General features: G+C 33.0%; 22 protein-coding genes and 3 pseudogenes. 14 read left to right on the top strand and 11 right to left on the bottom strand.

Annotation, left to right across the window (positions count from 1 at the left end; genetic code table 11):
• Window positions 1-94 precede the first annotated feature (94 nt).
• From HMPREF9129_RS10875 to sdaAB, 6 genes and pseudogenes are all read right to left on the bottom strand, one after another.
• Window positions 95-477: pseudogene (locus HMPREF9129_RS10875) on the bottom strand (nucleoside deaminase).
• Window positions 478-1,026: 549 nt separating this feature from the next.
• Window positions 1,027-1,938, bottom strand: coding sequence for a HEPN family nuclease (locus HMPREF9129_RS01275; protein WP_004819516.1), 912 nt, complete (start codon window positions 1,936-1,938; stop codon window positions 1,027-1,029).
• 83 nt (window positions 1,939-2,021) lie between these two features.
• Window positions 2,022-3,254, bottom strand: coding sequence for a sodium/glutamate symporter (gltS, locus tag HMPREF9129_RS01270; RefSeq protein ID WP_004819514.1), 1,233 nt, complete (start codon window positions 3,252-3,254; stop codon window positions 2,022-2,024).
• A 51-nt stretch (window positions 3,255-3,305) separates the two neighbouring features.
• Entirely contained in the window at window positions 3,306-4,526 is a 1,221-nt protein-coding gene (locus tag HMPREF9129_RS01265; protein WP_004819511.1) for a dicarboxylate/amino acid:cation symporter, read from the bottom strand.
• Between the two features lies 1 nt (window position 4,527).
• Window positions 4,528-5,406, bottom strand: a complete 879-nt coding sequence (gene sdaAA / locus HMPREF9129_RS01260; protein ID WP_004819509.1) for an L-serine ammonia-lyase, iron-sulfur-dependent, subunit alpha — start codon at window positions 5,404-5,406, stop codon at window positions 4,528-4,530.
• Window positions 5,407-6,075 (bottom strand): L-serine ammonia-lyase, iron-sulfur-dependent subunit beta, encoded by a 669-nt coding sequence (sdaAB, locus tag HMPREF9129_RS01255; protein WP_004819507.1) that lies wholly within the window; start codon window positions 6,073-6,075, stop codon window positions 5,407-5,409.
• 231 nt (window positions 6,076-6,306) lie between these two features.
• Between sdaAB and HMPREF9129_RS01250 the strand changes: the two genes are divergently transcribed.
• Window positions 6,307-7,851 (top strand): AbgT family transporter, encoded by a 1,545-nt coding sequence (locus HMPREF9129_RS01250; protein WP_004819506.1) that lies wholly within the window; start codon window positions 6,307-6,309, stop codon window positions 7,849-7,851.
• A gap of 143 nt (window positions 7,852-7,994) precedes the next feature.
• Here the strand turns inward: HMPREF9129_RS01250 and HMPREF9129_RS01245 are convergent, their stop codons facing one another.
• On the bottom strand, window positions 7,995-9,152 hold the full coding sequence (locus HMPREF9129_RS01245; protein WP_004819503.1) for an MFS transporter: 1,158 nt from the start codon (window positions 9,150-9,152) through the stop codon (window positions 7,995-7,997).
• A gap of 106 nt (window positions 9,153-9,258) precedes the next feature.
• Between HMPREF9129_RS01245 and HMPREF9129_RS01240 the strand changes: the two genes are divergently transcribed.
• A complete protein-coding gene (locus HMPREF9129_RS01240) occupies window positions 9,259-10,107 on the top strand; it encodes a MerR family transcriptional regulator (RefSeq protein WP_004819501.1) in 849 nt (282 codons plus the stop codon).
• Window positions 10,108-10,156: 49 nt separating this feature from the next.
• Window positions 10,157-11,134, top strand: coding sequence for an aromatic acid exporter family protein (locus tag HMPREF9129_RS01235; RefSeq protein WP_004819498.1), 978 nt, complete (start codon window positions 10,157-10,159; stop codon window positions 11,132-11,134).
• A 26-nt stretch (window positions 11,135-11,160) separates the two neighbouring features.
• On the opposite strand, the gene HMPREF9129_RS01230 is transcribed toward HMPREF9129_RS01235, so the two are convergent.
• On the bottom strand, window positions 11,161-12,054 hold the full coding sequence (locus HMPREF9129_RS01230) for a fructose bisphosphate aldolase (RefSeq protein WP_004819497.1): 894 nt from the start codon (window positions 12,052-12,054) through the stop codon (window positions 11,161-11,163).
• A gap of 100 nt (window positions 12,055-12,154) precedes the next feature.
• On the opposite strand from HMPREF9129_RS01230, the gene HMPREF9129_RS01225 reads away from it, so the two are divergent.
• The 11 genes and pseudogenes from HMPREF9129_RS01225 to HMPREF9129_RS01175 all read left to right on the top strand — a co-directional run bounded on the left by HMPREF9129_RS01225 (window position 12,155) and on the right by HMPREF9129_RS01175 (window position 22,085).
• The gene (locus HMPREF9129_RS01225) at window positions 12,155-12,769 is read left to right on the top strand and encodes a ribonuclease H1 domain-containing protein (RefSeq protein ID WP_004819494.1); all 615 of its coding nucleotides are present in this window, start codon (window positions 12,155-12,157) and stop codon (window positions 12,767-12,769) included.
• The gene (locus HMPREF9129_RS01220; protein WP_004819492.1) at window positions 12,766-13,200 is read left to right on the top strand and encodes a deoxycytidylate deaminase; all 435 of its coding nucleotides are present in this window, start codon (window positions 12,766-12,768) and stop codon (window positions 13,198-13,200) included. The genes HMPREF9129_RS01225 and HMPREF9129_RS01220 overlap by 4 nt, the downstream gene beginning before the upstream one ends.
• Window positions 13,197-13,645 (top strand): annotated as a pseudogene (gene mscL, locus HMPREF9129_RS01215) (large conductance mechanosensitive channel protein MscL). The gene HMPREF9129_RS01220 and the pseudogene mscL overlap by 4 nt, the downstream one beginning before the upstream one ends.
• A gap of 19 nt (window positions 13,646-13,664) precedes the next feature.
• Window positions 13,665-14,786 (top strand): patatin-like phospholipase family protein, encoded by a 1,122-nt coding sequence (locus HMPREF9129_RS01210; RefSeq protein WP_004819485.1) that lies wholly within the window; start codon window positions 13,665-13,667, stop codon window positions 14,784-14,786.
• Window positions 14,783-15,403, top strand: a complete 621-nt coding sequence (locus HMPREF9129_RS01205) for an NUDIX hydrolase (protein WP_004819483.1) — start codon at window positions 14,783-14,785, stop codon at window positions 15,401-15,403. Before HMPREF9129_RS01210 ends, HMPREF9129_RS01205 begins: the two co-directional genes overlap by 4 nt.
• A gap of 239 nt (window positions 15,404-15,642) precedes the next feature.
• Window positions 15,643-16,653, top strand: coding sequence for a resuscitation-promoting factor (locus HMPREF9129_RS01200; protein WP_004819482.1), 1,011 nt, complete (start codon window positions 15,643-15,645; stop codon window positions 16,651-16,653).
• Window positions 16,654-16,704: 51 nt separating this feature from the next.
• On the top strand, window positions 16,705-17,568 hold the full coding sequence (locus tag HMPREF9129_RS01195; RefSeq protein WP_004819480.1) for a hypothetical protein: 864 nt from the start codon (window positions 16,705-16,707) through the stop codon (window positions 17,566-17,568).
• A gap of 94 nt (window positions 17,569-17,662) precedes the next feature.
• Window positions 17,663-18,106 carry an Hsp20/alpha crystallin family protein gene (locus HMPREF9129_RS01190; protein ID WP_004819477.1) on the top strand — a complete coding sequence of 148 codons (444 nt, stop codon included), beginning with the start codon at window positions 17,663-17,665 and terminating at the stop codon, window positions 18,104-18,106.
• Window positions 18,107-18,274: 168 nt separating this feature from the next.
• Window positions 18,275-19,243: a dihydropteroate synthase gene (gene folP, locus HMPREF9129_RS01185; protein WP_004819474.1), complete on the top strand. Its 969-nt coding sequence runs from the start codon at window positions 18,275-18,277 to the stop codon at window positions 19,241-19,243.
• Between the two features lie 265 nt (window positions 19,244-19,508).
• Window positions 19,509-20,906, top strand: a complete 1,398-nt coding sequence (locus HMPREF9129_RS01180) for a YfcC family protein (protein ID WP_004819471.1) — start codon at window positions 19,509-19,511, stop codon at window positions 20,904-20,906.
• A gap of 18 nt (window positions 20,907-20,924) precedes the next feature.
• Entirely contained in the window at window positions 20,925-22,085 is a 1,161-nt protein-coding gene (locus tag HMPREF9129_RS01175; protein WP_004819469.1) for a M20 metallopeptidase family protein, read from the top strand.
• A 367-nt stretch (window positions 22,086-22,452) separates the two neighbouring features.
• Here HMPREF9129_RS01175 and HMPREF9129_RS10870 read toward each other — a convergent pair whose 3' ends face one another.
• The 3 genes and pseudogenes from HMPREF9129_RS10870 to HMPREF9129_RS10865 all read right to left on the bottom strand — a co-directional run bounded on the left by HMPREF9129_RS10870 (window position 22,453) and on the right by HMPREF9129_RS10865 (window position 23,354).
• Complete coding sequence (locus HMPREF9129_RS10870) at window positions 22,453-22,929, bottom strand: EamA family transporter (protein WP_004819465.1); 477 nt, start codon at window positions 22,927-22,929, stop codon at window positions 22,453-22,455.
• Between the two features lie 39 nt (window positions 22,930-22,968).
• Window positions 22,969-23,067, bottom strand: a pseudogene (locus HMPREF9129_RS12750) (hypothetical protein); the annotation flags it as partial.
• Window positions 23,068-23,111: 44 nt separating this feature from the next.
• Window positions 23,112-23,354 (bottom strand): EamA family transporter, encoded by a 243-nt coding sequence (locus HMPREF9129_RS10865; RefSeq protein WP_004819463.1) that lies wholly within the window; start codon window positions 23,352-23,354, stop codon window positions 23,112-23,114.
• Window positions 23,355-23,362 lie beyond the last annotated feature (8 nt).

Genomic DNA, 23,362 nt, shown 5'->3' with positions numbered 1-23,362 from the left:
AGAGATAAGAAGGCGAATAACTGATAATGTGTTATTCGCTTTTTAAATGAGATATTTAATTTAAAAAAGATAATATTTTGTGTAGTTTATTTAACTATTTATCTTTTCTCAAACCTTTAAAAAATTCGGAGATGATTTTTGAGCATTTAGCATCATCTAAAAATTCCACTTCAGTTGTATGGTTCAAAACAGAATCAAGCAGATTCAAGTTGCTGCCACAACACCCAAATCTTGGATTTCGTGTACCTATATATACTTTTTTTATCCTAAAATTAACTATTGCACCTGCGCACATACAACATGGCTCAAGGGTTGAATAAATTTCACAATCTTCAAGATGATAAGTTCCAAGATTTTTAGCCGCATCTTGGAGAGCTAATAACTCAGCATGGGCAGATGCATCAGCCTTTTTTCTTTTTGATTGTATCCGCGACCAACTATTTTATTGTCTTTTACAACAATTGCACCAACGGGGATATCCCCATGTTCAATAGATTTAAGAGCAAGATTTATAGCCTCATCTAAAAAAATTCATATTAATCACCAAAAAATATTTTACACAATGAAAAAATATTTTTCAAAAAATTAATTTGAAAAAAATAAAAAAAGTTTGAAAAAAATGTTTAATAGTAAAAACGATGGGTATATTAATAATACATCGGAAGATAAAATAATACTTTATACCGAGCCGATGTTGAACCTTTACAATTCCATCCAACTTTTAAAAATCGCGAAGGCGTTTATATAGATTGAACGCAAGTAGTATGTTAAGTGGTAAGACTTAGTTCTCTACAAAAACTTAAGAGTAGGGTTTTTGGCAATGGAGTATTAAGAATTATTGGTTGACCTTAGATTAAAAATTAAAGTAGACTATAAAATATTTTAAACGAGATGAAAAAGTAAGGTTAAAGAGAGGAAGTTGATAGACAGTGATAGAACCAAAAATGTACAGTTGGATGGAATGTGAAGTATAAAAAAGATAGTTAAGTCATATAAATGAGTAACTATCTTTTTTTATGTCCAAAATTATTTAATTTTATTATCTCTTACAATTTCAGAGAGCATATCTCTGCCGGCTAGCATCTTTTTAATATTCTTAACGTCTAAGATTATTACGTCATGTTTTAATAATTCATCTTTTGACTCTTCAAGCAAAAATGAAGAGTTTATTACTAAAACAGTTTTTAAATCTCGAAACATTCCCTCGAAACTTGCAATCATATCCAAAACGTCTTGATGATGTATTTTTTCTTGAGCATTATAAGATTTGAGCTCGATAGCATATTTTTGGGAGCCTTTACGAGCATATAAATCAAATCTTTCGCTTGTTTCAAAATTTTCTTCATATTTACCAACGTGGTAACCATTGTTTTTAAGAGCCAAAGTAACCAGTTGTGTTGAAGTTAGCTCATTGTCCAAACTTTTAAGAGCCATCAGCAAGTTTGTAGGGTCTATTTTAAAAAAAGCAGTGCATTTTTCTTCATATTTATTTACAGGTTTATAGTCAAACCCAACAATTAAATTTTCTACGATATTAAAATAACCATGGGCAATTGCATTTCTTATATGTCTTAGAACGGCACTGGTTTTAGTTTCATTTTCACCCTTGGTCATTACAATTTTTTGAGAATTGGTACATACGCTGTGTCTATAAATTTCTTCAATTGCTTTTGGAATTTCATCTGCAAACCAGACATCTTCATCTCTTAGCTTCATATATTTCATAATTTCTAAAAAAGTAAAATCATCATATAAAACATTTGAAACCAATTCATTGTCACGAGATTGAATTGATGCAATATCAGGAACGTACCAAAGTAAGTACTTTATGGCATCGACTAAATCCGGAGACATTTTGATGGGAATATCGCCATGGATTATATTGTATGAAATTTTATTTTTACAATCATCTACTTCAAATTTTTCCGTTAGTTCCATATAATCACCTAATTATATTATAACTTAAAGCAATTAAAAACCCACCGAATTTTTCGGCGGGTTAAGTTTGTTGGTTTTAACTATTAATGTAGAGCTTGTACGAAAGTTTTAATGAACCAAATAGTTTGTGGTTGGTAGATTATATCTACAAGGAATGCTCCAACTATAGGAACAATCATCATAGCTTTTCTAGACATTCCATACCTTTCGTTTACTGCTGTCATATTTACTATAGCAGATGGTGTAGCACCTAAGCCGTGACCACAAAGTCCTGCACACATAACAGCTGAGTCGTAGTTTGAGCCCAATATTCTAAATATTACAAAGTAAGCTACAAGCATCATAAATAATACTTGAGCAACTACTACTAATAGAACGCCTCCTATTAGGTCTGAAAGTTGCCAAAGTTTTAAAGTCATCATAGCTAGCGCAAGATAAAGGTTTAACATTACATTTCCAATTTCATCAACTACTGGGTAGCTGAATTTGTATAAGTTAAGTTTTTCGTTTAAATTTCTGGCAATTACCGCTACAAACATAGCACCAACATATGTTGGGAATGACATATCGATAAGCTCTCCGATTTTACCGGATATTATACTACCTATTGCCATACATACGATTATCACAACTACATTTTTTATAACGTCAAGGCTGTTTAAAGAAACGTGAGTAGCATTTATAGAAGTAACTGACTCGTCGAAATTTTCATCAACTGGTTTAAGGTTATTTTTTTCTATAAGTCTTCTGCCAAGAGGTCCACCTATTAAAACGGCAGAGATAAGACCAAAAGTTGCTGCTGCGGCGCCAACAAGAGGAGCTATATCATAGCCCATTTCAGCAAAAGTTGAACCATAAGATAGAGCGGCACCGTGTCCACCAATCATTGATATTGAGCTGGCAAGAAGAGCATAAGGCGCTTCGAGGCCAACAATTTTAGAAATAGTCATACCTATGGTATTTTGGAATAAAGAAATTACACCACAGCACAACCAGTAGATAAGTAATAATTTTCCGCCTGATTTAAGTATTTTAAAACTTGCTCCAAGACCTACAGTAGTGAAGAAAGCTAACATAAATACGTCTTGGAATACGTTTTCGAAATTAAAAACAAAACTTCCAGAAGTGTGACCCAACCAAGTTATGAACATGAATAAAAATCCACCGATAACTGGAGCTGGAATACAATATTTTTCTAAGAAATGAATCCTGTTCTTTAGGCCATATCCGATTAATAAAAGGATTGATGCTAAGGCTAAAGTCAATATACTATCTAAATTGATGTTAAGAACACCCTCTAAATTTTCAAAAGTCATAGTATCCTCCTAAAATATAGAGAGGAGAATTTCTCCTCTCTTGAAATCTAATTAGTCTTCTTCTGTTGGAATAGGACGTTTAACTATATGCTTGTAATAGAATTTTTCTACCATCATTGATATAGCATTGTCGCCTGTAACATTGGCCGCTGTACCAAAAGAATCTTGAGTTAAGTAAAGTGAAATCAAGATTGAAGCAAGTGGTGATTCAGAAGCTATACCAACAACAGGTAGGAATGGAAGAGCACTCATAACAGCTCCGCCTGGAGCTCCTGGAGCAGCTACCATTGCAACGCCAAGGATGGCGATGAATTTTAATATAAGGGCATATGAATGAGGCATATCATACATGTGTAGTAATGTGAATACACATGCAGTAAGCGTGATCATAGAACCTGGGAGGTGAACAGTTGCAGATAGAGGAATTACAAATTCTCTAATTTGTCTAGTTACACCAATTTTTCTATTACATTCAACATTGACAGGAATTGTTGCAGCTGATGATTGAGTACCAATTGCCGTTAAATAAGCAGGAACTGCTTTTCTAAGAGAAGCAAAAGGGTTTTTCTTACTATAAGCTCCGGCAACTATGAACATAGCACAAATATATAAAATATGTAGCACTATTATGCAGCCGAAGATTTTTATAAATACAGAAAGTATAGCAAATACTGATCCGGAGTAAGCCATATTTGCAAAGTTACCAAATATAAAGAATGGTAGAAGAGGTATGATTGCCTTTTCAAGTACTAAGTTGATCATAGCATTGAATTCATTTATAAGTTTATAAAAGCCTTCACCATCTCCATGTTGACGAATAATTGATACACATAAACCTATCATAAAAGCAAGAACAAGAGCTCCTGTTACATCAATAGCAGGTTTAAGTGGAATTTCAAAGAAAGCTTCAAGAGTTTTTTCACTTGCTGATTGAATTTTATCAACCATTTCAGTTGAAATAAAACTTGGGAATATATTACTAGCCATAGTGTAAGAAAGTGTACCTGCTATAAGAGTTGAAGCATAAGCAAGTCCTACGGTGGCAAGAAGTAATTTTCCGGCGCCTTCAGATAAGTCTGCAATGCCCTTAGATACAAATGCAATAATCATTAATGGGATTATAAATCCTAGGAATTTACCGAAGTTTGATGAAAAAGTAACTGCTATTTGAGTTACAACTTCAGGTAAATTTAGGCCTACTAATGTACCCAAAACTATAGCGATGATTAGTTTTGGAATTAAGCCTAATTTAAAAGTCTTTTTTTCTGTCATATTAATCTCCTTCTTTCAAGAAATCTCTTCTAATTTTTTGACCGGTTTTACTTCCGGCAAGCCCGCCAAGTCCTGTCTCTCTTAAGGCTTCAATCATGGAATTTCCAACTTCACCCATTGCTATTACCACTTCATCAAATGGCACTAAACTTTCAATACCTGCAAGAGCTAAGTCTGCAGAGATAAATGCATTGATTACTCCGGACGCATTTCTGAAAGTGCAAGGATATTGAACTAAACCGGCTATAGGATCGCATACAAGTCCAAGCACATTAATGATTGTGATACTTGCAGCGTGAAGAGCTTGTTCAACAGTTCCACCAAGCATTTCAACAATGGCAGAAGCTGCCATTGCAGAAGCGGAACCACATTCAGCTTGACAACCACCTTCGGCTCCGGCAAAAGTTGCATACTTTGCTATCAATTGACCTATACCTATTGAGGTAAGGAAGCCGTTTTGAATAGTGGTTCTATCAAAATTATATTTTTCAGAAGCGGCGACCAACATTGCCGGCATGATTCCGGAAGAGCCTGCAGTTGGAGCAGCTACGATTTTTCCCATTGAAGCATTTACTTCACTTGTGGAAAAAGCCATTGCCATAGCTTTTGCAAGGAAGTCGCCAACTATAGATTTTCCGGAAGTTGCATATTCATAAGTAGTCTTTGCAAATCCGTCAATCATTTTGTATTCAGTTACATCTGAATTAGTTAAATTTTTAGTTGCTGAGGAGTACATTACATCAATTACCTCGTCAAGTTTTTTTCTTATTTCTTCTTCAGTGGTATGAGAATTTTTAATCTCTTCCTCAAGAACTAAGTCGTAGATTTTAATGCCTCTCTCATTGCACACATCTATTATTTCACGAGCTGTGTTTAGCATCTATACCTCCACATATTTAGCTGTTATAAATCTTTCGACACCGAGTATTGCAGATTTTAAACTATCTGTAAGTGGCTTATCAATTTCTACAGTTAAAGTTACAACATTAGTCAATTTATTCTTCTTAGTATTTAAAGATTCAATATTGTAATCATTTCCTGTAAGCAGTGAAGAGACGTAAGATATTACACCACGTTGCTCAGGGTATTCAAGTAATATAGTTGAATAATCACCTTTAAACTCGATGGCAATTCCATTTATGTTTACAATTTTCATAGCTCCACCACCAATAGAAGAGCCTATTACATATTCTTCATCTCTATCAGGATATGAAAAAATTATTTTTACAGAATTTGGATGATAATTTTCACCAAGATTTATAGTAGTAAATATATAATTTAATCCGGATTCTTCAGCAATTTCAAAAGATGTTTTAATTCTGTCGTCATCCGGCTCAAAGCCAAGAATTCCACCAACTAAGGCGCGGTCAGTTCCATGTCCTTTATAAGTATGTGCAAAAGAACCGTGAAGTTGAAATTCAACTTTATTAAAACCTTCGCTCACAATATCGACGGCAACGTTTGCAATTTTACACGCTCCGGCAGTGTGTGAACTTGACGGACCGACCATAATGGGGCCCATGACTTCAAATGCACTATAATCTGTCATATAACACCTCCAAATTTATTATATCAGAAAATTTGATTATTGGAATAAGTGCAAGGAAATTTTGCTTTCAGAGAATAAAGTGGATATAAAAAATGTTCTTAAAAATTAAAGCTTACAATCAAAGCTTATTTAGGAAGATTTGAAATATTATAAATAAAATTTAACTTAAATGCTATGAAGAGTTAACAATATCCTGTATAATTTTATTATAAATAAAAGAGGAGGCAGAGTATGAAATCTACAAACAACAAAAAAGAAGTCAAAGGATTTCTAAAAGGTGTTGAAGTAATAGGTAATAGACTACCGCACCCTGCAATAATATTTTTTATTCTTTCGGTGGTTGTAGTAATTGCTTCGCATTTTGTTGCAAAGTATGGAGCACCGGTAACATATTACGATGCTAAGGCTGGGGAAGAGGTTACCAAGAGTGCCGTATCACTATTAAATGCAGAGGGTATAAGATATATCTTCAATTCAGCCACTAAAAACTTTACAGATTTTGCTCCACTTGGAACAGTACTTGTTGCAATGTTAGGGGTTGGAGTTTGTGAATGGACAGGTCTATTTAACACAGGTTTAAGAAAAGCACTTTTAAATGCAAATCCCAAAATACTTACTCCAATAGTAGTATTTGCAGGTATTATGTCAAATGTAGCTTCAGACGCAGGATATGTAGTAGTAGTTCCAATAGGTGCACTAATCTTTGGTCTTGCAGGGCGTCATCCATTAGCAGGACTTGCAGCGGCATTTGCAGGAGTAAGTGGTGGATTTTCAGCAAACTTAATTTTAGGTACGACTGACCCACTATTGACTAACATCACAAATGAAGCTTTAAAAGCTGCTCAAATTGACACAACAATACCGGTAACATCAAATATGTATTTCTTAGCAGTATCAGCAATATTCTTAACAGTAGTTGGAACAATAGTTACTGATAAAATTGTTGAGCCAAATTTAGGAAAATATGTTGGAGCAATAAATGAAGCTGAAGCAGCTGACAATGTTACAGATATTGAAGTGAAAGGTATAAGAAATGCAATGATTGCTCTTATTGGATATGTAATCATAATGGGAGTATTGATGTTCCCACAAGGAGCACTTTTCCAATCACTTAACGAAAAAACAGGACAAATGGATTTAAATGAATTCTTACATTATGGATTAATTCCAGCGATGATGCTTTTATTTTTAATCCCTGGTCTTGTATATGGAAAGACTATAGGAAAGATAAAATCTACTCATGATTTAGTAGCGGCTATGACATCAGCTATGAAATCAATGGGAGGATATCTTGTACTTTCTTTCTTCGCAGCACAATTTATAGCTTATTTTGGTAAGACAAATTTAGGACTTATCATATCATACAATGGCGCAGCATTCCTTAAGTCAGCAGGTCTATCTGGATTACCACTGATAATATTATTTATCTTATTATCAGCATTCATAAACTTGTTTATGGGTTCAGCATCAGCAAAATGGGCTATCATGGCACCAATCTTTGTACCAATGTTGCTTGAAATGGGATTCTCCCCTGCGCTTACACAAGTTGCTTACAGAATAGGTGATTCTTCAACAAACATTATTTCACCGCTTATGACTTATTTTGCAATGATAGTAGTATTTATGCAAAAGTATGACGAAGATTCAGGACTTGGAACTTTGATTTCAATGATGCTTCCATACTCATTAGCATTCTTAGTATTCTGGACAGCGTTGATGGCAGTATTCTATGCTTTCAACTTACCAATAGGTATTGGTGGGACTATATTTATGTAAAAATTTTATTTTAGGAGCTTTATTTTTATTACTCTTTTTTATTGAAAATTGCTTGAAATGAGTTTATAAGAGAGAAAAAAATATAATCAAATAAAGTAACCATCAAAATTAAAAAAGGTAGCGTGTAAAAATATTTTTACACGCTACCTTTTTTGATTTATATTTTTGATTGTAAAAATAGATACAGTGCCTACTAGGGCAAAGAGCATGGAAATTAAAATTGTATTTCCTATTCCTAAATTTTCAACTAATATTCCGCCGATTAACAATCCAAATACACCGCCGAGCGTGATGGAGCTTGTAAGATATCCTTGTGCTCTAATTCTCATAGATGGTGGGAATTTTCTACTGAATAGGTAAACTGAAACAGGAGTGAAAATTCCAAATCCTACAACTTGAGAAACTTGAACAGCAAGAAGTGTTCCAACGGTTGGGGCAAAATAAGTCAAGATACCTTTTGCGATGAACATAACTGCTGAAAATTTGAATAATTTTATTAGATTATATTTCCCCAATACTTTTGGTAGAGCAAACATTGCTATTGTTTCGGAAAATGCCGCTATTGAAAAGGCAAGACCCATGTGAGATGAATCTCCTCCCAAGTTTTCCATTATTTGAAGCATAAATGAATGGTTTATTTGATAGAATACAAATAATAGAATAACCCCAATGATAGCTGCTGTAGCCTCTCTTTTAGAGAAGGGAATATCTGATTCGACTGCTCCGCTTGAAGTATGTAATGAATTTACATTTTCTAAGTGTGGTTGGGATAGCATTATGAAGAACAACAATGCAAATAGTACGATTGAAAATATTATGGGCATATCAGAGTTCCCAACACTCATTTTACCAAGGATTAGAGAACATATTGCGTACGAAAAAGCTCCTATCCCCCTAGCTTTTGAAAAGTCTATATTTTTATCAAGTTGCATATAATTCATTCCAAGACTGTTTAGCAATGGTTGAAGAGATAGAACCAACACATTGGGAATTAAAATTAAAATAAGTACTGTGATAATTGGGCTGCGAAACAATAGTGAAAGTACTAGAGCTATAATTGAAATTAAAATTACAATCAGCATGTATTCACGTTCAGTTTTGCTCTTTGAATTTTCACATAGTTGAGATATAAATGGACCAAAGAAAGCAGCAATCACACTACCGAGTGCTGCTATTATTCCGATATTTGAAACACTTATTCCACGACCGGTCAAGATAACATTGATGTATGAAGTCAGACAAGCCATCAACATCCAAAAAATTGATTGAGTTAAAATATATTTTAATTTAAGATTTTTCATAAACACCTCAAGATTATTATAATTTAAAATATACAAGATAACAAAGAAAATATTTAGTTGACTGATACATTAGAGGTGAGATTATCATTTAGATAGAGGTGATAGTATGTTAATAAATGAAGTTGCAAAAATTACTGGACTTACTAAAAAGGCAATTGTGTATTATACTGAGAAAGAACTTGTGAGCCCCAAAGTATTAGAAAACGGATATAGAGATTATTCACAAGAAGATGTAAAAATTCTAAGAGATATCTATGTGTATAGAAAATTGAATTTACAAGTTGAAGAAATAAGAGAGATTTTAAAGCACGGAAAGAAAAAGTTAGATGAAATTTCAATAAAGAAGGATTTGGAATTAAAAAACCAATCTATTCGAGCTGAACTACTTCACAAACTATCAAATGGTTCTAGATTTGAGGAGATTGAAGAACTATTAAACATTTTAGAGAAAAATAGTTATATTTCAGAAATGTTGATCGAAAAATTTCCGGGGCACTACGGAAGATATTTATATTTACATTTTTCAAAGTTTCTTGAGATAAAAGTTGTAACGGAAGAACAGAAAAGAGCTTATGAAAAAGTCATGGAGTTTTTAGATAATATGCCAAACTTTACAGTTTCTGATAAATTAAATAAGTTTTTAGAAAATACGCCAAATATGGAAATTCTTCAGAGAGCGGAAAATGAGACTATTAAAAGTATTGAAGAGCCTGAGAATTTTTTGGATAATAGAGAACAGATAGAAGCTTATTTAGAATATAGAAAGTCTGATGAATATAAAAGTTCAATTGGCTATGAGTTAATGGAAAGTTTTAAATCTTTTAATCAGGAAAATGGATTTTATGATGTATTTATTCCAAATATGAGAGTTTTGAGTAAAAAATATGATGAATTTTATAAAAAACTTGAAATTGCAAATGAACTCTTTATAAAGGAGTATGGGATGTTGGATTAAAATTTGTGTAAACTCAATCTCAAAGGGTAAATAAAGTCTGGGTGAGTTTATGAATATAATAGGATTAAAAACTATAAAGATAGCTTTGGCGGCGGGAATATCTTTGTTTATAGCAGAATTATTGGGGCTTAAATCTTCTTCAGCTGCGGCAATAATAGCAATATTAAGTGTTATGGACACTAGAGAGGCAACTTATAAAGGCGTTATAAATAGAATGGCATCGGCAATACTCGCCTTGGGAATAGGAAGTATGTGTTTTATGTTCTTGGGTTATAATCTTTGGGCGTATGTATTGTATTTAATTTTATTTGTGCCAATTTCATTGTTGTTAAAAATTGATATAGGACTTGGACCATCAAGTGTTCTTGTAACTCACTTGTTGTTATCAAATGGTGTGGAATTGGGTTTGATATTAAATGAGATTGCACTCATGATCATTGGTTCAGGATTTGCAATTGTGGCCAATTTATATTTTCCATCTGTATCAAAAGAACTGCAAGAAGTTTTGGATAAGATAGATGGAAAAATAAGGTCTATTTTAGTTCACTATGCGAATTATATTACACAAGATATCCCTTTGATGAAAGGTGAAGTTGTGTTTAATATTTTAGACAATGACCTCAAGTTGGCAGAGACATTGCTGAGAAATGAGAGAGAAAATATGTTTTATGAAGAAAGTGCGGACTTAATGAGTTATTGGACTATGCGTGTTGAGCAAGTTAGAATTTTAAGACGTATGTTTGAAAACTTAAAGTATATGCCTCAAGAGTTTACACAGGGAACAGGCCTTGCAGAATTGATGATTTTACAAAATGAAAAGAATAGTGAGGCTGAACTAACAGACACTATAATTAATAGATTAGAAGAGCTCTACAACAGATATAGAAATTTACCATTACCTGAATCGAGAGATGAGTTTGAAAAAAGGTCCACATTATTTAGGACTTACTTAGAGTTTAAAGAGTTTGTAGATGTAAGAAATGCTTATGATGATGTTACAGAGGCTAAAAAATCCACAATAAATTAAAAGAGAGGGTAACCTCTCTTTTTTAGTTAGTTTTTATTTACAGATGCATCGAAGATTGAATCGATTGATGCTTGAAGCATAGTGTCGAATTCTTCATCTGTTTGGTCAGCTCTTAATCCTTCAGAAAGTGCTCTTGAGAAAGAAGCTATCAATCTATGATTAGCTTTTAATCTTGCATTAGATTCTTCTCTTGAATAACCGCCTGAAAGTACAACTATTCTAACAACTTGTTCGAAGTCGTATAGGTCTTCATAAAGGTCGTTCTTTTCTGGAAGAGTAAGTTTGAACATAAGTCTTGCATCAGAATCTAAAACTTCAAGTTGAGCTTTTAGTTCATCGTGAAGAGCTTGTTCTATTTCTGCTTTCTTTTCAGAGTGAATATCCACTTCCGGTTCAATGATAGGAACGAATCCAGCTGCCATGATTTTTTTAGCATATTCAAATTGTTGAGCAACTACAGCTTTTATTCCTTCAAGGTTAAGTTCTTTTATAACTGATCTCATCTTTGTACCGAAGATAGCACGTTCTTTTGCATTTTCAAGAAGTTCATCAAGACTCTTCATTTCTTTCATAAGTTGAACGCCGTCTTTTTCTTCAGCTAGACCTTCGTCAATTTTTAAAATAGGAACTATTCCAAGTTCGTTCCATAGATAGTCTGCAGTGTAAACTCCATCAATTTTAGAGTTCATTGTTCTCTTAAAAAGTATTGTAGCAAGGATTTTTTCGCCGTTAAAAGCAGGACTTTTTATAATCCTTGTTCTCATTTCATGAACAAGTTCAAACATTTCTTCTTCGCTATTGTAGCTACTTTCTTCAATTCCATATAGTCTAAGTGCCTTTGGAGTAGATCCACCACTTTGGTCAAGAGCGGCGATAAATCCGTCTTTAGATTTCATTTGTTCGAGTTGATTTTGATTCATTTTATCCCCCTTTTATTTGTTTTAAGTATATCATAAACCTTAAGTGTTGTATAATAAAGGTTAATATAATAAAATAAGACAAATAAAATTTAGGAGTATTATGAATTATTACGCAGTAAAAAAAGGAAGACAGACGGGAGTATTCACCACTTGGGATGAGTGCAAAAGACAAGTGATTGGGTTTGGCGGAGCAATATATAAAAAATTTCCAACACTTTCCGAAGCAGAGGCCTTTATAGGTGGAGAAACTAATGTAGAAAAAAAGATAGATAGTAAATCAGAAATAGTGAGTTCTATATCTGATGGAGAGATAATAGCTTATGTTGACGGTTCTTATGACAAGAATGAAAAAAGCTACTCTTATGGAATTGTACTGACTGACGGAGTGAATGTAATAGAAACTGACAGCAAGAGATTTTTCGGAGTAGAAGATGCTTCAATGAGAAATGTTGCCGGAGAGATAATGGGTTCTAAAGTTGCAATTGAAAGAGCTTTAGAGCTTGGATATAAAAAAATATATCTTCACTACGACTACATGGGCATAGAGTGTTGGGCTCTTGGAAGTTGGAAGGCAAACAAGAAATCAACTCAGGAGTACAGAGATTTTTATTCGAGTGTAAAGGACAAGATAACAGTAGAATTTATAAAGGTGCAAGCACATACTGGGGTGGAGTTTAACGAACTTGCAGATAAGCTTGCAAAGGGTGCGAAATGAGAAAAAGTTGGGATGAATATTTTTTAGAAATAACAGAAATGGTAGCTACTAGATCAACTTGTGACAGAGCATTTGTGGGTTGTGTAATAGTAAATAGTGAGCACAGAATTGTTTCTACAGGATACAATGGCTCGTTAGCCGGTAATCCACAATGTGATGAGATAGGACATACTATGAGAGATGGACATTGCATTGCAACAATACATGCTGAGATGAACGCTCTTTTATATTGTGCAAAAGAGGGTATAAGTGTAAAAGGTTGTACTGCATATGTCACTCACTTTCCGTGTTTAAATTGTACAAAAGCTCTAATCCAAGCCGGAATAACTGCCATATACTACAGAGATGCATATAGAGTGGATGACTATGCTCTAAAACTTATAAAGGATAACAATGTAGAGTTGAAAAAGTTAGAGAGGAGAGACAAATGAGTTTTGTAAAGGAATTTAAGGAATTTATTGCCAGAGGAAACGTAATGGATCTTGCTGTTGCGGTTATAATAGGTGGAGCATTTGGTAAAATTGTAACTTCATTAGTAGATGATGTAATCATGCCTGTAATCGCATATATAACAGGTGGTATTAATTTTGACGATATGTTCATAACTCTTGACGGTTCAAAGCATGCTACTCTTGCTGCAGCTAAAGAAGCAGGAGCTCCAGTTATGGGACTAGGGGCGTTTATTGGCAATGTTTTAAACTTTTAATAATTGCACTTGTAATTTTTATTATGATTAGACAGATTAATAGAGTTAAAAAGAGATTTGAAAAAGAAGAGGAAGAAGCTGCACCAACAACAAAAACTTGCCCTTATTGCAAGAGTGAAGTTGCTATTGATGCAACAAGATGTCCTCATTGTACAAGCGAACTTAACTAATTGAGGGGAACGAAGAATTATGCTTGGATTAGTTTTAGAAGGTGGAGGAGCAAAAGGAGCCTATCAAATAGGTTCCTATTTTGCGTTAAAGGAACTTGGATATAAGTTTGATGCAGTAGTTGGAACTTCAATCGGAGCGATAAATGGAGCTATGATAGCTATGGGAGAAGCTAACGTGGCTATGGAAGCTTGGAGAAATACGGGGCTTTCAGATTATTATGATAATAAAGAGATTGCTCAGATAGTTTCAGAAAAGCAAACAAACAATATGTTTCATAGTTTTAAAAAGTTAATTGATAATTTAAACAGCAAGAGAATTTCAATTGAGCCACTTAGAAATTTTGTTTACAAATACATAGATGAAGATAAAGTAAGAAATTCTGATTTAAAATTTGGTCTTGTGACTATAAATTTAACTGATAGAGTTGTTGAAGAGAAGTTTGTTGAAGATATTCCAAAGGGACAGCTCAGGGATTATATAATAGCATCTTGTTACTTACCGATTTTTAAGAGAGAGTTAATAAATGGCAAGGCATATCTAGACGGTGGTTTTGCAAATCAAATTCCATATAATATGGTTGAACGATTGGGAATGAGACCAGTTATTATAAGGGCAAATCCAAATGATTTTAGAAATATGATAATGCCAAGCGATGCAATAGTGATTGCTCCGAGTGAAAAATATGTTGAAACTATGGACTTCAATCCAAATAAATCAGATGAACTTATGAGAATAGGGTATTTTGATACGTATAAGAAATTCAAGGGACTTTTGGGCAAAAAATACTATGTGAAACCATTTGATGAAGTTGAAGCTGACAAGCTTTTAAGAGAACTATATTTTGAAAAGGTCAAGGAATATTCAAATCTTCAATTTGAGTCAGAGTATAGAAAATTCTATGAAGAATTCATACCATCTATAGCTGCCAATTTGAAACTTGAAAGCAACTATAAATATTCAGAAGTTTTGACGGGATTGTTTGAATACTTTGCCAATAAGCACAACATAGAGTACTTAAAGATATACGATATTGAACAGCTAAGCGCTATTTTAAAAGCGAGAGGCGATTTTGAAAAATTACCGGAAGAGTTATTGAGTGCATTCAACATCAAGATTTTAATGAATAAGGTGTTAAGATGAAATTAGAAGATATATCAGAAGTATTTAAAGGCTATGAACCAAAACCGATAGAAGTGAAAAATAGTTATAGTGTCTTAATTCCACTAATAGAAGTTGAAAATGAAATACATTTATTATATGAGGTTAGAAGTAAAGAACTGAGAAATCAGCCTGGGGAGATAAGCTTTCCGGGTGGTAAGATAGAAGACGGAGAAAATCCAGTTGAAGCGGCTATAAGAGAGACCTCTGAAGAATTATGCATCACAAAAGATAGGGTTGAAGTGATATCAGAGGGAGACTATTTAGTAAATCCATATAATGCCATAATTTATTCTACAATTGGGAAATTGAATTTAGATGCAACTAAAATAAGCCCAAGTGGTGATGAAGTGGATTCAATATTCTGTGTTCCACTTAGTTATTTTTTAGAGAATGAACCCGATATATACGAAGTTGATTTAAAAGTTAAGAGTTCAGAAGATTTTCCGTACGACTTAATTCCAAATGGAAAGAATTATAAATTTAAAAGAGGAACTGACAAAATTCATTTTTATAGATATAAAGACAAAATAATTTGGGGATTCACAGCTAAACTTACCTACACATTTATACAAATGTTAAAAAAGAGGTGTGAGTGAGATTTAATTAAAAATTAATTTGTAAGAATAATTATTGTGTTTTTTGGGAAATAGTTACAAATAATATCAGAAAATTTGAGAATTAAAATAAATTTTTGGGACAGATATTCAAAAAAATTTAAAAGGTTACAAATTATTGACAAATTTATAAAACTCCTATATACTAACAAAGTCAGAAAGTAGTTACAAAATGATTACAAAATTTACAAATCAGTAACCGTTTTAGAGTAGGAGGAGTTATGAGTTTAAATCATGGAGAGTGGAAGAAGAAAGCCCTAACTTTTGTAATGGGAGCAATAATTCTTTCTTCAACATTCACATTAGGTTTTAACACTATAATGAGCAAGGAAGTAAGTCTTATTATAGATGGAAAAGAAAGTAAAGTAGTGACATATACATCGACAGTAGGAAGCTTTTTAGAAAATGAAGGTATAGAATTAAAAGACAAAGAAGTTGTTGAACCAAGTTTAGATACAAAGCTTGTTGATAATATGGACATAATAATAAAAGCACCAAAGAACTATAAGCTTCAAGATGGTGCAGAATCAAAATCAGTAAAGGCCATAGGGGATAATGTCGGAGAAATACTTAAGAATTTAAAGATAAGCGTAGATGCAGATGACGTTGTTACACCAGCTATGAATACACCGGTTAAGCCTGAAACTCTAATAATTATAGAGAGAGTTAATAGAGAAACTTTTGATGTGCAAACAGATATACCTTTTGAAACAGAAGTAAGAGAAAATTCTGAAATGTTTAAAGGAGAAGAAAAAGTTATTCAACAAGGTGTAGTTGGTAAGAAAACTGACACAGTACAACATACTTTTGTAAATGGTCAAATGGTTTCAATAGATATAATAAATTCTGTTGTATCTCAAGAACCTGTTAATGCCATTGTTGAAAAAGGTACTAAAGATAAACCTAAAGAAGATCAATCTGCTTCCTTACAAGGAAGAAATGTAAAGAAAGTTATAGTTATGCAAGCTACAGCATATGATCCAACAGCCGGTTCAAAGACAGCTATGGGAACAAGAGCAAGAGTTGGTGCGGTAGCTGTAGACCCAAGAGTTATACCACTTGGCTCAAAATTATATATAGAGTCAATGGATGGATTCCCAACTTATGGATATGCTGTAGCAGAAGATACAGGTGGGGCAATTAAAGGAAATAGAATAGATTTATTTTACAGTACAAATGCTCAAGCAAATAAGTTTGGCAGAAGAAATGTAAAAGTTTATGTATTAGATTAGATAGGAGCCGAAAGGCTCCTTTTTATGTTATAATCCGATTTAGGAGGAAGTATGAGAGAAAAATCGGAGTTATTGGATAGATATATAAATCAAATGGTAAAGTACTTGAGCTATGAAAACTCTATAACGGCGACCAATGATTTAAACGAAATAATAGAGAGTAAATTGGGAGAGGATTATACATACGAAGAATTAGAAGATTTTCTATTGACGCTTGGAAGTCCTTATAATTTTTCAACTAAGTATGAAGTCAAACAAAATATGCTAATTTCAGGGAAAAACTATGAGATATTTTTCAAATATTTGAAGATAATGTCTTTAGAAATCATATTAGCTACAATAATTTATAAATTTATTGGCGGATTTCAAAATAAGGCTGAAATTATAAACTCAGCTAAGAATTTATTGCTGACAGTTTTTATAACGGGAGTGCTTAGCAGTTTCATATCTGAAAGAGTGAAGAACATTAGAATGATGAGCTCTCTTGTAAAAGATTTCTCCATAGATGAACTATATTATTCAAAAGAAAGATACACTCAAAATAATGGTGAATATCTATTTATGTTTGTATTTAGTTTATTTATATTCTTGAGTATAATCTATGCTAGTTTGAGTTCAGAAGAAGCACTTACAAAAGCACTACAAATAATATTTTTCATGTTGGTTTTAAGAGATATAAGTAGAATATCAGAAGTATATTATGGTAAATTTATCACTACACTAAGCGTGATAACTGATGCAGGAGCTTTGATTCTACTAAGTACAATATTAAAAATGTATTTTTATGAAACACAACTCAGCGTAGTGTACTATCTATTAATTCTAACCATTGCATTTGATTTAGTAAGCACACTAATTAAATTGAAAAAAAGTATGAAAAAATCAAAAAATAAAAATAAAGGTCGAAGAAGGTAAAAAATATATTTGACTTTCTTTGACTTTTATTTTATAATTAATTTAGCACTTGAGATAAGAGAGTGCTAAATATTAAATCGATGGAGATGTTAAAATGACAAACTTAGTTAGAAGAAATGGATTTGGATTACAAAATAGGGGTTTTGAAGATTTTTACAACATGATGGATTCATTCTTTAATGAAGAGTTTCCATCAAAGAGAAGTAATGTGGAATCTTTTAAGGTAGACATAAGTGAAAATGACAATGAGTACACTGTAGAAGCTGAGCTTCCGGGATTTGAAAAGGAAGATATAAGCATTGAATTTGATGAAGGAAAATTGACTTTAAAAGCTGAAAAATCAGAGTCGGTTGATGAAAGTAATGAATCTAAAAATTATATTCATCGTGAAAGAAAGATGTCAAAAGTTTCAAGAAGAATGTATTTTAAAGATGTAGATGAAGAAAATATTAAGGCAAGCTTAGATAAGGGAGTGTTAAATATACAAATTCCTAAAAAAGCTGAACTACAAAAAGTAAAAAATATACAAATTGATTAAAATTATGACTCCAAGTCTTTATAGATTTGGAGTTTTTATTTTAAATTTGTGGATATTCTATAGACTTAATAGGTATAAAATAAAATTGTTGACAAAATTTTTTATGAATTATATTATTCACAATAATTATAACTTTAAGTTTTAGAACGAAAGGAAGTTTAAAGTACAATGGATTTTAAGTATAGAGACAAGAAAATTGTAAGTGGGGAAAAGACAATTTTATGTGGAATAATAAATACCACACCGGACTCATTCTCAGATGGTGGCAAGTATTACGATATAGAAAATGCTGTGAGGAGAGCCAAGGAATTAGTTGCTGAAGGAGCAACTATGCTAGATGTTGGGGGAGAATCTACAAGACCGGGAAGCACTTATGTGGAAATTGAAGAGGAAATAAAGAGAGTTGTGCCAGCTATCAAGGCGATTAAAGATTCAGTTGATGTACCGATTTCAGTAGATACATGGAAGAGCGAAGTGGCTAAGGCAGCAATTGAAGCAGGAGCAGACATAATAAACGATATAACCGGATTTTTGGGAGATTTAAATATGGGCAAAGTAATTGGCGAGTCAAATGTTGGAGCAATAGTCATGTTTAATCCTGTTATAGCAAGGCCGAGTCATCCAAGCTCAAAGGTATTTCCTAAATTTGGAGGAGACGGAGTATTTTCAGAAGCAGAGTTAAAATCATATGAAGATATGAACATTGTGGAAGTTATGGAAAAATATTTTAAAAAGAGTTTGGAACTGGCTGAAAAATATGGAATATCTAAAGAGAGAATTATGCTTGACCCGGGTATAGGATTTGGACTTACAAAAAAAGAAAATTTAGAGTTGATAAACAAAGTAGATATTATAAGAGAAATGGGATATTTTACATTCCTTGGAGTATCGAGAAAAAGATTCATAATGAATATCTTAGATGAAAATGGATTTGAAACTAATTTTGAAACTGAAGAAGGAAGCATAAACAGAGATCAAAGTTCTGCTATTTTAACATCTATAGCTGCATTTAAGGGTGTTGAAGTTGTAAGAGTTCACACTATAAAACCTCACTTGATGGCAGCTTGCATTTCAGATAGCGTTAGAATGGCAGATGAAATGGAAGATATAAATTTTGGTGCATATAAAAATAAATAAAATTTTAAAGCTTGTGAGCTGACTTTTATGAGATCAGCTCTATTTTAATATTAAATTAGGATTAATGAGCGAAATTAAAGTTCTATAGAAATATAATTTCTTTAGAGTTATAATGAAATAAAGGATGAAATCGAGATTGAAATTTTAATTTAATATTTTGATTTCAAACCACTTTTAAAGACAAAAAATTTATAGGGGAGGTGAAGCGAAAATATTTTTATGAGTAGGTAGATTAAAAAACAATTAATAAGATAAGGAGGATAAAATGAATAAAGATAGGAAAAAAATAAAATTTGATGCATTTGTAATTATATTTTTAGTAATTGTTTTTTGTTATTTTTTAACATTGGTAGTTCCGTCTGGAGAATTCCAAAGAGAAGAAGTCAATGGAGTTACAACTGTAATAGCAAATAGTTTCCATGCTACAGAAAAAACTTATTTAGGACCTCAAGCTATTTTTCAAGCTGTGCCGGAAGGTTTGACATCGTCAGCATCTATGATGTTTGTGGTTATGATGGTGGCTGGATGTATAGAGATATACAAGCGTTCAGATGCAATAAATAAATTGGTATCTGCACTTCTATCCAAGGCAGATAGATTTGGCAGCGAAAAAATATTGTCTTTAATAATGGTTATGTTCGGGTGTTTGGGAGGATTTTTAGGTTGGAATGAACAGATAGTTCCGTTCATACCTATAATTATCTCGCTCTGTTTGGCAATGGGATATGATGTAATGACTGGGATAGCTTGTTCAGCCATGGTGGATATGATAAGTTTCTCCGTATCTCCATCAAGTGTGTACACTGTAGGAATTTCACACGAAGTAGCTCAGTTGCCAATGTTTTCAGGATTTGCATTTAGATTTATACTGTTGGTTATATTTAACATAATTATGCAAATTTATGTACTTAGATATGCAAGAAGCGTGAAGAGAGACCCTAACAATTCATATATGAAGGGAATAGACGATTCAAGTTTTAGAATTAACTTTTCAGATGAATTGAGTGCCAAGATGAATGGAAGACAAAAGTTATCTCTTTTAGTATTCTTGGGAACTTTTATAGCATCTATAGTTGGTGTTTCATCAAAAGGATGGAGCATGAACGATTTAGGCGCAGCATTCTTCTTTGCGGGAGTAATGGGTGGAATAATAAACGGAATGAATATAAACGAAGTCATCTCCGGATTTATTGCGGGAGCTAAGGACGGTCTTGGACCGGCGCTTGTAATAGGACTTGCAAGAGGTATTCAATGGATGTTGAACTCCGGTGGAGTAATCGACCCTATAATAAATGCACTTTCTAAACCGTTGAGTAAGATGGGTGCAGTTAGCACACCAATAGCCGTTATGTTTATAATCTCACTATTCAACGGTCTTATCACATCAGGTTCTGCAAAGGCCACAGCGCTTATGCCTATACTAATTCCTTTGGCAGACTTGATAGGAATGACAAGACAAACTATGATTTTAGCATTTCAATTTGGTGATGGTTTGACAAACAGTTTGTGGTTTACAAGTGGTACATTGCTAATGTTCTTAACAATTGCAAAAATTCCACTTAACAGATGGTATAAATTCGTTTGGAAATTACTCGCAATCTTATTTGTAGTTGCGATTATATCTTTAATTATAGCTGTAAAAATCAACTACGGACCATTCTAATTTACGAGGGAGAAAACTATGGATATAAAAGATAAAATACTAAGTGTCGAAGATTATACAATACAACTCAGAAGATATTTCCATGAAAATCCCGAACTGTCTTGGAATGAATTCAACACAGCTAAGAAGATTCAAAATGAACTTCAAAGCATGGGTATAGAGTACAGAGTTGTAAAAGACACGGGAGTTATAGCCAAGATTTGCGGGAAAAGTACCGGAAAAAGACTTGGTATAAGAGCGGACATAGATGCTCTTCCGATAAAAGAAGAGACTAATTTGCCATTTGCATCTAAAAACAGCGGAGTGATGCATGCTTGCGGACATGATGTACACGCAGCTGTATTGCTTGGAACGGCAAAAGTATTAAATGAAATGAGAGATAAGTTTAATGGAGAAATAGTTTTTGTTTTTCAACCGGCTGAAGAATTTATACAAGACTCCGGAGCGAAATATCTTTCTAAAGAAAAAGAAATTGAGACACTCGATAACATAATAGGACTTCATATATGGGCCGGTATCAAGTCTGGACAGGCATCGCTAAACGTTGGGCCGATTATGGCGTCGGCAGACACTTTTGACATCTACATAAAAGGTATAAGCGGACATGGAGCAACACCTAATTTGGCAGTAGATCCAATAGTGGCGGGTTCTATGGTAGTAAATGCACTTCAAACTATAGTCAGCAGAGAAAACGACCCATTGGAGCCACAAGTTATAAGTGTGACGGCATTTAACTCTGGAAATTCTAAGAATGTAATCCCTGAAATGGCACATTTGGAAGGGACTACAAGGTCATTTAACAACGAGTTAAGAGCAAAATATAAAGAACAGATAGAGAGAATATTAGCCGGAGTTGCTCTTACTACAAGAGCAGAAATCACTTTGGACTATCACGATGGAACACCCGCTACAGTCAACGAAGAAAAAGCTACTGAATTTGGAATTGAAATAGCAAGGGAAGTGTTTGGAGAAAATTATATCGAAAACTATCCTAAACTGATGGGCGGAGAAGATTTTGCAAAATATCTTTTGAATATACCGGGTTGCTTTTTATTGTTAGGCGGAGCAGGAGATAAGGGATATTTCCCTCAACACAATGAGTATTTTGAAATAGACGAGGGAGCAATGAAACTTGGAATAGAATATTTTGTAAGATATGCTTTAAAATATTTACAATAACTAAAAAAAGCTAATGGATTTAGTAAATGAATCCGTTAGCTTTTAATTTATATTTGTTCAAAGAAACTATTTATATAAGATTTAATTGTGTCTAAATCTGAGAAGTAGTCTAATTTGTAAGTTCTATTTTCATATTTGAAAAATGCTGAATAATAAGGGTTATTAGAAATGGTTTTTTACGATATGTCATAGAAAGAATCTAATGATATTTGATTATCTTCTTCTGGGTAAGTATTCTTATAAGCACTTAAATTAAGTAAAATTAATAATAAAAAAATATAAAAAATTGATTTTTTCATACTTACACCTCCATGAGAATATAATACATTGAACTCACAAGTTTGTAAATTCAATGTGTTAGCAAGGTTTAATCTTTTTTAAAACTTAAAATTACTATGGAAGACATTACAAGAGCAATGCTCACTAAATCTTGAATTGTGAATGTCTGTCCTAATAGGATTATTGAAAAAATAAGTGAGGCAACAGCTTCAAGACCGGCTATAAGACCTCCGATAACCGGCCCTACAATACTAACTCCAATTAAAAACGAAGAGAAAGAAAAGACGGTTCCGATAAATACCATTCCAAAGAGAGCCCATAGAGATACAGAGTCAGTTGGTACTACAAATTTCCAAGGTTGTAGGTAAATGGTAAATACAATTCCACCGACGAGCATTCCAAAGCCTATGACTGAAAGTTTCGGATATTTGAGCATTAAGCTAATTGGTATGAGTGTATAAACAACTACGCTGATTGCTGCCATTGTTCCCCAAAACAGGCCTAAAGGACTTATTACTAATTCACTTAAACTGAAGTGAGTTGCAAGTCCAAAAACTCCAAGCAAGGATAGGAATATTGCTAAAATTTCTATGATTTTAGGAAATCTCTTTTCAACTAAGCAAACATAGACAACGATTATTCCGCTGCTTAAAAATTGAAGTACAGTTCCAGTTGGAGCATTGGTATATTTTATAGCGGACAGGTAGGAATATTGACAAAAGAGTATTCCAAAAACACCAAATATTATTAAATTAAGTAAGTCTTTTTATTTTTAAAAATTAATAGGGATTCTTTTTTATACTTTACTATAGATAGTATAGTTAGTAAAAGTCCTGCAATTATAAGTCGTATGTTTACTATGAGTCCGGTGTTCATATGGCTGCTTTGCATTAAGTATTCGCCACATATTCCTGAAAAACCCCAAGCTACAGCTCCAAGTATTGTCAAAAGGTATCCCAATTTTAAATTATTCTTTTCATGTATTTCCATTTTAAATC

The organism is Peptoniphilus indolicus ATCC 29427 (assembly GCF_000227315.1).
Classification (GTDB): domain Bacteria; phylum Bacillota; class Clostridia; order Tissierellales; family Peptoniphilaceae; genus Peptoniphilus; species Peptoniphilus indolicus.
The sequence above is the reverse complement of the archived record's forward strand: the minus strand, read 5'-3'. Positions and strand labels throughout refer to the sequence as shown.